The following is an 11,914-nucleotide window of genomic DNA, read 5'->3' on the forward strand; positions in this document are numbered from 1 at the left end:
TGCCTATGCCCGGCATTTCCGCGCCGGCGGCTTTCAGCCGACCGCCACCTTGGCGCTGGGCGCCAGCGAAGCGGCCAGTTCGCCGCTGACCCGCGCGTGTTCCTGCTGCAGCAATGCCGGCGTGCGTGCACCGAACGATTCCAGGTATTCGCCGATGCCAGCGTATTCGCGCGCCCAGCCGGCATGGTCGACCTCGAGCAGCAGTTCCAGCTCGGCCTCGCCCAGGCCCAGGCCGGCAAGCTTTAGGTCTTCCTTGCGCGGCAGCAGTCCGATCGGCGTTTCCACCGCGCCGACGCCGCCTTTGCAGCGGTTCACGATCCACTCCAGCACGCGCATGTTGTCGCCGAAGCCCGGCCAGACGAACTTGCCGTTGGCGCCCTTGCGGAACCAGTTCACGTGGAAGATGCGGGGCAGCTTGGCATTGGCCTTGTCCAGGCTCAGCCAGTGGCTGAAATAGTCGGCGAAGTTGTAGCCGCAGAACGGCTTCATCGCCATCGAATCGCGCCGCAGCACGCCGACCGCGCCGGTGGCCGCCGCCGTGGTTTCCGACCCCATGGCCGCACCCACCAGTACGCCGTGCTTCCAGTCGCGCGCCTCGAACACCAGCGGCACCAGCGACTCGCGCCGGCCGCCGAAGATGATGGCCGAGATCGGTACGCCCTGCGGATCTTCCGCCCGCGGCGACCAGCTCGGACATTGCTTGGCGCTGACCGTGAAACGTGAATTCGGATGCGCCGCCGGGCCGTTGGCCGGATCGTAGTCGCGGCCTTGCCAGTCGGTCGCCGGCTTGCCCTCGGGCAGGCCTTCCCACCAGGGCTGCTGGTCGGCGGTTTCCGCCACGTTGGTGAAGATGGCATCGCGGTCGAGCATGGCCAGCGCGTTCGGATTGGTGCTGCGGCTGGTGCCCGGTGCCACGCCGAAGAAACCGGCCTCGGGATTGATCGCCCAGAGGCGACCGTCCGGTCCGGGCTGCATCCAGCAGATGTCGTCGCCGATGGTCCAGACCTTCCAGCCGGGATAAGCCGCCGGCGGAATCAGCATGGCGAGATTGGTCTTGCCGCAGGCCGAGGGAAAGGCCGCAGCGACGTAGTGCGTTTCGCCCTGCGGGCTTTCCAGGCCGAGGATGAGCATGTGCTCGGCCAGCCAGCCTTCCTGGCGCGCCTGCCACGAGGCAATGCGCAAGGCATGGCATTTCTTGCCGAGCAAGGCGTTGCCGCCATAACCCGAGCCGATCGACTTGATGGTCAGTTCTTCGGGGAAATGCATGATGAAGCGCTTTGCCGGGTCGAGGTCGCCGGTGGAATGCAGGCCCCTGACGAAGCTGCCTTCGCGCTCGATGCGGGCCAGGGCCGCCTCGCCCATCCGCGTCATGATGCGCATGTTGGCGACGACGTAAGGACTGTCACTGATTTCCACGCCGCAGCGTGCCAGCGGCGAATCGATCGGCCCCATGCAATAGGGAATCACGTACAGCGTGCGGCCCTTCATGCAGCCGGCAAACAGGGCATCGATCTTCTGGTGGGCCTCCTCGGGCGCCATCCAGTGGTTGTTCGGGCCGGCATCGTCGGCGTTGCGCGAGCAGACGAAGGTCAGGTGCTCTACGCGGGCAACATCGCTGGGGTTGGAGCGATGCAGATAGCAGTTCGGATGGGTGGCAGGATTCAGCTCGCTCAGGTCGCCGGTGTCGAGCATCAGTTCGACCAGGGCCTGGTATTCCGCTTCCGATCCGTCGCACCAGTGAATGCGGTCGGGCTGGGTGAGACGAGCGACTTCATCCACCCATCGGTTCAACGCGTCGAGCTTGCTGGCCATACCTTTGATCCTGGGCCCGCCAGGGCCCCGCCTGAAAGTGAGGCGAGCCACGTTAGCGGCGGGCCGCCAGCATTGCAACAAAGCAGCTGGCGGCCCTTCTACGGATCAACAACTTGCGCAGTAGCGCCGCAATCAGTTCGGAATCAGCGTGGAAATCGTGTGATCGATGTACTCGTCGAATTCCGCGTGCGACAACCGCGGCAGGCCCAGTTGCAGGGACAGCTGCAGGAATCCGGCATAGGCCGCGTAGGCCAGGCGGGCGCGGTAGCTTGCGGCCAGACGGTCGAGTCCAAGCTGGCGGTAGGCGATGGTGAGAAAATCGATGCGCTTTTGCGATACGCGCGACATCACCGGCTGTACCACCGGGTGATCCAGCGCCCGCAGCAACGCGGAATAGATGACGTGCGACTGCATTTCCCGGCTGGTGCGCCGGAACAGGGCGCGCAGGCGTTCGCGCGGGTCACGGATCGGTTCGACGCCAAGGAACTCTTCCTCGTCGACCCGCTCCCAGCGTTCCAGCGCTGCCTTGAGCAGTGCTTCACGCGTGGGGAAATGCCAGTAGAAGCTCCCTTTGGTCACGCCGAGCCGGCGGGCCAACGGTTCGACGGCTGCGCCGTTGATGCCTTGTTCGGCGATCGCATCGAGCGCAGCCTGCTCCCAGTCAGCCGCCGACAGACGGCCGCGGGTTTCGAGTTGGGTCACTGTTGCTTGAGTAGTAGCAGTTGCTTGAGTCATGGCTAATCTTCCTGCAGCACCGCCGCCGCGGCGGTTGGCCCAGAACCTACTTGGCAGTCGCGTATGGTGACCTCTATTCAGAAAGATTTGATCGAAAGCTGAGGTAACCCGGATTGAATACTCTAGTTCTGTAGCAATACTCAAACAGATGTTTGAAAGCCCGGCCACCGCGACTAAACCCTTGAAGCCCAAGGCAGAGATCCGTCTCGTCGACGACAACGGATTAATCATTTCGTGCGAAATGCACGGCAATGCCGGCAACCCGGCTCTGCTATTCGCACATGGCTTCGGCCAGACCCTGCAGGCCTGGCAAAGTAGTGCTGCGCGCCTGGCCGAATTGGGATTTTTCAGCCTTTGTTGTGACGCACGCGGACACGGTGGAAGTGATTGGTTGCCTGGCGGTCAATACCAAATTGATCAGTTCGTCAACGACCTGACCCGCCTGGCCGACTTCGCCGGGCGTCCCGCCATCCTGGTCGGCGCGTCTTTCGGCGGCTTGGTCGGGCTGCTCGCCCAGGCCAGACAGCCTCAGCTGTTTCGTGCCCTGGTACTGGTCGACATCACGCCGCGCTGGGAGTCGGCCGGCGTCGAGCGCATTCTCACTTTCATGCGGGCTCATCCGAACGGTTTTGCCTCACTGGAACAAGCGGCCGCCAGCATTGCGGCCTATCTGCCGCACCGGCGCGAGAAGCGTTCGCCGGAGCGTCTGCAGAGCTTGCTGGTGCGACGCGAAGACGGCCGCTATCGCTGGCACTGGGATCCGGCACTGCTTGAGCGCATCGCCGACAACAGCGAGCGCTACCAAGCCGATCTGATCGACCCGGCGCGGCAGATCCGCGTGCCGGTGCTGCTGCTGTCCGGCTCGGACAGCGACGTCGTATCGCAATCCACCATCGCCGAATTCCTCCACCTGGTGCCGCAGGCGCGCCATGTCGTGGTGCCCCGCGCCACGCATATGGTCGCCGGCGACCGCAATGACCTTTTCACCAACGCTGTGCTTTCCTTTGTCCGAACCCTGCCCTCGGGCAGGGAATGATGTTCGAGGAGTTCTCCATGCAACACGCCATTCCCTTGCTGGCCGCGCTCCTGGTTTCGCTGATCTGCTCGTACCGCCGGGCTGGCCTGCAAACCTGGAGCATTGTCACCGCCGTCGCCATCGTCGCCGGTGGCCTGGTTGCCGAATCCCACTGGCTCGCCACCAGCCTGACCTTGCTGGTCTTCGCCCTGCTGGCCCTGCCGCTGAATCTCAAGGATTTCCGCCGCAGGAAACTGACCGCACCGCTGCTCAAGATCTATCAGAAGATCGCGCCGCAGCTGTCGCCAACGGAGAAGATCGCCCTGGAAGCGGGCACGGTCGGTTTCGAGGGCGAGCTGTTCAGCGGCAAGCCGAACTGGAACCGGCTGCTGCGCGAACCGGTGCCGACCCTTTCCGCCGATGAGCGCGCCTTCCTCGACGGCCCGGTGGAAGAGCTGTGCCGCATGATCAACGACTGGGAAATCACCCACGAGCTGGCCGACCTGCCGCCGCCCGTGTGGGAATTCCTCAAGAAGAACAAGTTCTTCGGCATGATCATCCCGCGCGAGTACGGCGGCCTGCAGTTTTCTGCCCTGGCCCATTCGGTGGTGCTGCAGAAACTGGCCAGCATTTCGACCACGGTAGGCTCCACCGTCGCAGTGCCCAACTCGCTTGGCCCGGCCGAACTGCTGCTGCACTACGGCACCAAGGAACAGAAGGACTACTACCTGCCGCGCCTGGCCGATGGCCGCGAAATTCCCTGCTTCGCCCTGACCGGCCCTTACGCCGGCTCGGATGCGACCTCGATTCCCGACTACGGCGTGGTCTGCAAGGGCGAGTGGAACGGCGCCAACGTGCTTGGCGTGCGGCTGACCTTCGACAAGCGCTACATCACCCTGGCCCCGATCGCGACGGTGATCGGCCTGGCCTTCCGCATGTACGACCCGGACAAGCTGCTCGGCGACAACGACGACCTGGGCATAACCCTGGCACTGCTGCCGCGCGACACCAAGGGCCTGGAGATCGGCCGCCGCCACATGCCGCTGAACATCCCGTTCCAGAACGGTCCGGTGCGCGGAAAAGATGTATTCGTACCCTTGGCGCAGTTGATCGGCGGTCCCGAGATGGCAGGCGAGGGCTGGCGCATGCTGGTCGAATGCCTGTCGGTAGGCCGCGCCATTTCGCTGCCGTCCAACGCCACCGGCGCGGCGCGCATCGGCTCCATTGCCACCGGCGCCTACGCCCGCATCCGCAAGCAGTTCGGCATGGCCATCGGCCGCTTCGAAGGCGTGGAGGAAGCGCTCGCCCGCATCGGCGGCTATACCTACGCGATCAGCGCGCTGTCGCGCGCCACCGCCGCAGCGGTGGACCGCGGCGAGAAGCCGTCGGTACCTTCCGCCATCGGCAAATACCATGCGACCGAACTGGGCCGGCAGATTGCCCAGGACGTGATGGACATCCACGGCGGCAAGGGCGTCATCCTCGGCCCGCGCAACTATGCCGGCCGCGCCTGGCAGGGCGCACCAATCGCGATCACGGTGGAAGGCGCGAACATCCTGACGCGCAGCATGATGATCTTCGGCCAGGGTGCCATCCGCTGCCATCCGTTCGTGCTCAAGGAAATGCAGGCAGTGCAGATGAGCGACTACTCCGAGCGCCTGAAGGCGTTCGACAGCGCGCTGTTCGGCCATATCGGCTTCGCCATCTCCAACGCCGTGCGCAGCTTCGTGCTGGGCCTCACCCACGCCAGAATCGGCTCTGCGCCGGGCGACAAATACACGCGCCGCTTCTACCGCAAGCTCAACCGCTATGCCGCCGCGCTGGCGCTGCTGGCAGACACTTCGATGCTGATCCTCGGCGGCAAGCTCAAGTTCAAGGAAAAACTGTCGGCGCGTCTCGGCGACGTGCTGTCCAACCTGTATATCGCCTCGGCCATGCTCAAGCGCTACGAAGACCAGGGCCGCCCGGTGGCCGACCAGCCGATGCTGGCCTGGGCTTTCCACGACTGCGTCTGGCGCATGCAGATGGCGCTGGATGGCGTGCTGCGCAATTTCCCGCTACGTCCGGTGGCCTGGCTGCTGCGCACGCTGGTGTTTCCGTTGGGACGGCGCGAAGTGCCGCCGTCGGACCGCCTCGGCCGCCGTGTCGCCGCCATCCTGTGCACGCCGAACGAGACCCGCGATCGTCTCGCCGGTGATGTATACCTTACGCCGAATGCGAATAATCCCATCGGCCGCATGAATGCACTGCTCGGCGATGTGATTGCAGCCGAACCGGTGGAGCGCAAGTTCCTCAAGGCGGTGAAAACGCTGGGTGCCAAGGCCTACGACTACAACGGCCAGCTGGCCGAAGTCGAAGCGGGCGGCGGCATCACCGCCGAGGAACGCAAGCTGCTCGAACGCGTGCGCGCGGCTACCTTCGAATTCATCAGCGTGGATGATTTCGATCCGCGCGATCTCGAAGCTGCGGTCAAGCATGGCAAGACCGTGCTGCGTTCGGTGGCCTGAGCGGTACTGAAAAACCGAAGCGCGCCGTGATTGGCGCGCTTTGCCGCGGGGCCGGCGCGGTTTTTCGCCTCGGCCACGACGACGACGCGGCGCAATTCGCTGCGCTCATCGCGCCCTACTTGAACCTTTCTGCCTACGGAGATCGCTGTGGCATCCGAAGCGCTGCGCCTGTTTCGCAAGTTCGGCACATCAGCGGCAGGACGCTGGTTCTATTCGCGCCTGATCTGCTGGCGCGCACCGTATTTCGGCAGCATCGGACCGACCGTGGAATTGCTGGAAACGGGCCGCTGCATCGTGCGCATCCGCCAGCGCCGCCGCGTGCAGAATCATATTGGCACGGTGCACGCCATCGCCCTGTGCAACATGGCCGAGATGGCCGGCGGCCTCGCCACCGATGCGACGATTCCGGCCAGCACACGCTGGATTCCCAAAGGCATGAGTGTGCGCTATCTGAAAAAAGCCAGCGGCCGCATGACCGCGACGGCACTGGTGCCGCTGATCGCCGACCCTGGCCAGGCGCAAGACCTGCACGCCCGCGTGGAAGTGCGTGACGACGCCGGCGACGTGGTATTCGACGCCGACATCGTGATGTGGGTATCGCCGCGCAAATAGCGCCGAACCGTACGCAGCTTCCTGTTTTCCACTGCGCTGCTGCGCCGTTCGCTGGCGCGAGCGGCCCTACCAGCCCAGCAGCAGGCGCAGGGCCTGCTCGCTGCAGGCAAGTACGAAACCCGCCAGGAAGAACAGATAGCTCAGGCGCAGATAGCGGTATTTGTGCCGCGCCAGGTACAGGCCCAGCGAATACAGATCCTTGGCCTGGGCTTCGTAGATCGCACCGTCGGGCTTGAGCACGCGCGCCACCTCGTCGAGGAAGCGCTCCCGCGACAGCTCGGAGAAATGGCCGAAGAACAGCAGATTGAAATGCGCCGGCAACTCCTCGCTGTGCAGGCGCAGCGGCCGGTACTTCGGCAGCACGGCCAGGATCGCCAGCAGCAGGGCCAGCAAGGTAAAGCCGGTCAGGATCAGCACCGCCACGCGCAGGCTCGGATCGGTGAGCTTGCCCAGCGACAGGGTCAGCACGATCGACGACACCGTGATGATGATATTGGCCTTGGTATCGGCCATGGCCGACAACTGCACGTGATGCTGCTGCGCCGTGCGCAGGATATTGTCCGACGTATTGCGCTCGGGCACCTGCGCAAATGCGCTGCGCCGGCTGCTGGCATCGTTCATCGCACCCTCCCCTGCTTGCGCCGCCTCTATCATCCGTCAAATCCGCCGCGTTTCATGGTGCCGCAGGCCGCGCCTGCAGCCAACGCTGCAGACTTTGCGTGCCTTGCGTCTGCTTGCGCGCCGCGCACAGCCGTATCGCTTCGTCCGCACGCTGCAAGCCCTGCGCTGTGCCGCTGACCTTGGCGGCATCGCGGCCGAAGAACTCGGCCACTTTTTTCGCCTGGCCTTCGTCGCACCAGCCCTCGCTGACCAGCTCGGGCAGATTGCCGTGGAGAAAAACCGGCGTGTGCGCGACAACCTGCGCATAGCGCCGCTGGAACCAGGTCCACAGCGCCGCACGATTGCGCGGCTCGTACTGCTGGATGCCGAGCAGGCGCCCTGTCTCGCTGATCTTGGCCGCATCGCTGATGGCGAATTCGCGTACGCGCTCGCCCTGCTGCGCATCGGTCGTCGCGCCCATGGCCATGATCATGGTCGTACGCAGGCTGGCGTCGTTATTCCTGGCCAGCTCGGCGATCAGCGCATCGATCGCCGCGGCGCCGCGCTCCTGCACCGTGACGGCCAGCACCGTACCCAGCATGTCGTAGTTGGCCGCGCCGAAGCGCAGGCGGCCGTTGCCGTCGACCGCCAGCACCGCCTTGCCCTGCTCCAGCAAGGCGGCGCGCACTTTGACATTGTCCACTTTGCGCCCCAGCAGTTCGGCCAGGGCGGCGCGCGTCAGCGCATCGTCCTCGCTTTCGCCGGTACGGCGCAGATAGCCCAGCTGTTCCAGCCGCGGCAGATACAGCTGGGCTACATAGTCATCGATCGCCCGCCGCGCAGCAGCGCCGGCCAGGTTGCGGCGTATCCAGACCAGTTCTTCCTGCAGGGCCAGCGCGACTTCGCGCGTCGGCGAGCGCGCCAGCTGGCCCAGCGCCGCCAGCAGGGTGGCAGCATCGACGTCGCCGCGTTCGAAGCCGGACTTGACGGCGTCGGCGAAGGCAAGCTGTTCGCGATCGTCCAGCGTCGCGGCGGCCTGGGTCAGGGCAGCCATGTCTCGCGCCGCCAGCGTGACGCGGTAGTAGCCGCGGGCCTGCGCATTGGGCAGATACCAGTCGGGACAGCCGCCATCGAGTGCGAGCGTGCTCGTCGCCGCATCGACCAGTTGGCATTGCGTCGCTGCCACGCCGGCCTTGCTTGTGCGCACACAGAACGGAATGCCCCAGCGCTGCTGCGCATCACCCTGCGAGCCGGCCGGAAAATAGCGCTGCTGGCTCAGTTTCAAGGTGGCCTTGCCGTCGCTGCACTGCAGTTCGCTGCTGACCAGCGGCACGCCAGGCTGGTCGAGGAAGCTGCGCATGGCCTTGCCCAGACGCTGGTCCTTGTCGGCGGCCTCGGCCAGCGCGTCGATCAGATCGTCCGAGGTCGCGCTGGCGAAGGCGTGCTTTTTCATGTACTGGCGCATGCCATTGCGAAACACGTTCTCGCCCAGCCAGGCCTCGAACATGCCCAGTACCGCCGCGCCCTTGCCATAGGTCAGGCTGTCGAAAGCGCCTTCGATGTCGCCGTTGTCGCCGATGGGCTGGCGCACGCGGCGCGCACTGGCCAGGCTATCGGCGGCCATCGCCTTCTGCGCACCCTGTATGCGCCGCAGGTCGGCGCGCTGGGCCGGCCGCAGGTTTTCCGTGATACGCCCTTCCATCCAGCTGGCAAAGGCTTCGTTGAGCCACAGGTCGTTCCACCAGGGCATGGTGACGGTGTCGCCGAACCACTGGTGGGCAAGCTCGTGCGCATTCACCTCGAACGAGGCCTGGCGCAGGTAGGCCGGCGTGTTCGCATCGAGCAGCAGCAGGGCTTCGCGGAATATCACCAGGCCGGGGTTTTCCATCGCGCCGGCACTGAAATCCGGCGCGGCGAGCAGGTCCAGCTTGCCGAAGGAATACGGATAGCCGAAGTAGTCTTCCAGTGCCGTGACGATGGCTGGCGTTGCCTCCAGCGCCTCCTTGAGCCGGGCGCCTTCGCCAGCCGGTGCTATGCCGCGCAAGGGTATCGCCTGCTCGCGCCAGCGCGTCGGCGCTATCGGCTTGCCCTCGACGATGTCCCAGGGGCCGACCGCCAGCGCGATCAGATAGGTCGGCAGTTTCGGCGTGGTGCGGAAGCGCAGGCGGCGCCAGCCGTCGGGCAGCGTTTTTTCCTCGGTCTGCGCCGTATTGGTCACTGCCTGCGCACCGGCCGGCACATCCAGCTGCAGATCGAAGCTGGTCTTGAAGCGCGGCTCGTCGAAGCCCGGAAACGCGCGCCGCGCGCTGATCGGCTCCATCTGCGTGACGATATACGGCTTGCCCGCACGCACGGTCTTGTACAGACCTTCGAGCTGGCTGTTGTACTCGGCCCTGTACTCCAGGCTCAGCAGCACTTCCTGGGCCGGCAGCGTGCTGCCGAAGTCGATGCGGGCAAGGCCACTGTCGCCGTGGGGCGCAAAACGTACCGGATGGCTGCGTTTCTGCGCATCGCGCAAGCCGACCTTGTCGACCTGCAGCGATTGCGCGTGCAGCCACAGATGATCGGCCGCCTGGTTGAGCCGCAGGCGTATCTCGACCGTGCCGCTGAACCCTTTGGCCGCGGGATCGACGCGCAGCTGCAGGTGGTAGTGCAGCGGCTGGGCCGTGTCGGGTAATTGCCCCAACGGTGCGGGCTCGGCCTGGGCCAGCCCCGCCACGAGGAAAAGTGCAGTAAGCAAATAACGCAGCCTGCCCATAGTCCGTCTCCCGGAAAACCGGGCGAGGCTAGCATCTGCGCTGCGTGACGCCCACAGCCCGTGGCAATCGCGCCGGGCTGTGGGCTGGCTGGGCTCAGTCGCGCTCGGGCAGGCTGACCTTGCCGCCGACGTCGGAATAGTCGATGCCGCTGCGGCCGCCGGACTTGTCGCGCACGCTGAAATCGCCCTTGACCTTGTCGGCGACGATGCTGCCGCTGGAATCCGAACCGACTTCCGCATTGCCGCCGATGCGACGGAAGCGAATATCGCCGGAACTGTCGTGGTTGACGCGGGCGTTGCCGCTGACGTCGTCGATGCGGATGTCGCCGGAGCTGTCCTCGTCCACCAGTACGTCGCGGCGAGCCCCCTCGATGCGGATATCGCCGGAACTGTCGCTACGCACGGTGACATTGCCTTCGGACTGGTCGACTTCGATATCGCCGGAGGAATCGCTGATGAACACGTCGCCGCGGGCACCGCGAATCTCGATGTCGCCGGAGCTGTCGCGCACTTCCATCGCGCCGGCATTCTCGATTTCTACATCGCCGGAAGAATCTTCCAGGTCCAGCGCCAGTGCCTGCGGCATGCGCACTTCCAGATCGATATAGGCGTAGTTGGAGCCGAACAGCTTGAAGCCGCCGTTGTCCTCCGGCGCAGTGGTAACCACATGCAGCATGCTGCCGTCGCGATTCTGCTGCAGGGTGAGCTGGGCCAGCGCGTCGGCACTGCTGGCGCAAGCCTTGCCGCGCAATTCGATCTGCTTGGCACCGGGTACGCCGGTGATACGCAGGTCGCCGGCACGGGTCTGCAACTTGAACTGGGCCAGGCTTTCGGCGGATATGTCCAGGTTGCGCGCTGCAGTGAATTCGCAGTCGGCGGATGCGCCAGTGGCCACGAGCAGTACTGCAGCGGCGAAGATAATTCGTTTCATGACGGCCTCGGGGTTGGGCTGGATGGAGATGCAGATACGCGCACTGGGCATTCGGATGCAGTACCGCGGTACAAGGTTTAAGCCGGCCGCGCGTATCATCGCCGCCCGCCCGCCGCTGCACTCCTGCCCATGAGCACCAAGCGCCTGCAATTGATCGATACCGCTGCCATTCCCGGCGGCGGCGAGCTGCGTCTGTTCCAGGAAGGCGAGCACTATTCGATCAAGATCGCCGGCAGCGGCGACCTCATGTCAACGCGCATGCATGGCTCGGAAGACAAGCTTGCCGAACTGGGCTGCCGCCACGCCACTGCCAAGGCAAATGCCCGCGTCCTTGTCGGCGGCCTGGGCCTGGGCTTTACCCTGGCCGCGGCGCTGCGCCAGGTTGGCGCTTCCGCACAAGTCGTGGTGGCCGAACTGGTGCCCGGCGTGGTGGCCTGGAATCGCGGACCGCTCGGCGCGCATGCCGGATACCCGCTCAGCGACGCGCGCGTACTGGTGCGCGAGGCCGACGTGGCCAGGCTGTTGCGCAGCGAACGCAACCATTACGACGCCATCCTGCTCGACGTGGACAACGGTCCGGACGGACTCACCCATGCGAGCAACGGCTGGATCTACAGCTCAAGCGGTCTCGGCCATATTCATGCGGCGCTGCGGCCGGGCGGTGTGCTCGCCGTGTGGTCGGCCGGCCCCGACCGGCGTTTCAGCGAACGCCTGCGTGGCAGCGGTTTCGCGGTCGAAGAGGTCGGCGTGCGTGCGCATGGCAACAAGGGCGCGCGGCACCTGGTCTGGCTGGCGACGCGGCGCTGAATTTGGCGTTTAGCCACGTAGCTTCGGCCATATGCGACAAATATGCCCGCAAATACTGCAACATTACTGCAATGCTCCAACGCTGAGCACGCTTGATGCCCGGCACGCTCGCCCGCCGCTACATGTAAATATTACAT

Annotated in this window: 9 protein-coding genes; 4 read left to right on the plus strand and 5 right to left on the minus strand. The window is 65.2% G+C overall.

Annotation, left to right across the window (positions count from 1 at the left end; translation table 11 throughout):
• Window positions 1-33: 33 nt before the first annotated feature.
• Together DFR29_RS01165 and DFR29_RS01170 are read right to left on the minus strand one after the other, a co-directional pair.
• The gene (locus DFR29_RS01165) at window positions 34-1,812 is read right to left on the minus strand and encodes a phosphoenolpyruvate carboxykinase (GTP) (RefSeq protein WP_133816723.1); all 1,779 of its coding nucleotides are present in this window, start codon (window positions 1,810-1,812) and stop codon (window positions 34-36) included.
• A 132-nt stretch (window positions 1,813-1,944) separates the two neighbouring features.
• A complete protein-coding gene (locus DFR29_RS01170) occupies window positions 1,945-2,547 on the minus strand; it encodes a TetR/AcrR family transcriptional regulator (RefSeq protein ID WP_133816724.1) in 603 nt (200 codons plus the stop codon).
• A gap of 148 nt (window positions 2,548-2,695) precedes the next feature.
• Between DFR29_RS01170 and DFR29_RS01175 the strand changes: the two genes are divergently transcribed.
• The 3 genes from DFR29_RS01175 (at window position 2,696) to DFR29_RS01185 (ending at window position 6,681) form a co-directional block, all read left to right on the plus strand.
• On the plus strand, window positions 2,696-3,583 hold the full coding sequence (locus DFR29_RS01175) for an alpha/beta fold hydrolase (protein ID WP_243745919.1): 888 nt from the start codon (window positions 2,696-2,698) through the stop codon (window positions 3,581-3,583).
• A gap of 17 nt (window positions 3,584-3,600) precedes the next feature.
• Window positions 3,601-6,069 carry an acyl-CoA dehydrogenase gene (locus DFR29_RS01180; RefSeq protein WP_133816725.1) on the plus strand — a complete coding sequence of 823 codons (2,469 nt, stop codon included), beginning with the start codon at window positions 3,601-3,603 and terminating at the stop codon, window positions 6,067-6,069.
• A 147-nt stretch (window positions 6,070-6,216) separates the two neighbouring features.
• The gene (locus DFR29_RS01185; RefSeq protein WP_133816726.1) at window positions 6,217-6,681 is read left to right on the plus strand and encodes a hotdog fold domain-containing protein; all 465 of its coding nucleotides are present in this window, start codon (window positions 6,217-6,219) and stop codon (window positions 6,679-6,681) included.
• Between the two features lie 66 nt (window positions 6,682-6,747).
• Here DFR29_RS01185 and DFR29_RS01190 read toward each other — a convergent pair whose 3' ends face one another.
• The 3 genes from DFR29_RS01190 to DFR29_RS01200 form a co-directional block, all read right to left on the minus strand.
• Window positions 6,748-7,302 (minus strand): Pycsar system effector family protein, encoded by a 555-nt coding sequence (locus DFR29_RS01190; protein WP_133816727.1) that lies wholly within the window; start codon window positions 7,300-7,302, stop codon window positions 6,748-6,750.
• A gap of 52 nt (window positions 7,303-7,354) precedes the next feature.
• The gene (locus DFR29_RS01195; protein ID WP_133816728.1) at window positions 7,355-10,039 is read right to left on the minus strand and encodes a M1 family metallopeptidase; all 2,685 of its coding nucleotides are present in this window, start codon (window positions 10,037-10,039) and stop codon (window positions 7,355-7,357) included.
• A 94-nt stretch (window positions 10,040-10,133) separates the two neighbouring features.
• Entirely contained in the window at window positions 10,134-10,970 is an 837-nt protein-coding gene (locus DFR29_RS01200; RefSeq protein WP_133816729.1) for a DUF4097 family beta strand repeat-containing protein, read from the minus strand.
• 129 nt (window positions 10,971-11,099) lie between these two features.
• On the opposite strand from DFR29_RS01200, the gene DFR29_RS01205 reads away from it, so the two are divergent.
• Entirely contained in the window at window positions 11,100-11,777 is a 678-nt protein-coding gene (locus DFR29_RS01205) for a spermidine synthase (protein WP_133816730.1), read from the plus strand.
• The last annotated feature ends 137 nt before the right edge of the window (window positions 11,778-11,914 follow it).

Source organism: Tahibacter aquaticus, assembly GCF_004363655.1.
Classification (GTDB): Bacteria; Pseudomonadota; Gammaproteobacteria; order Xanthomonadales; family Rhodanobacteraceae; genus Tahibacter; species Tahibacter aquaticus.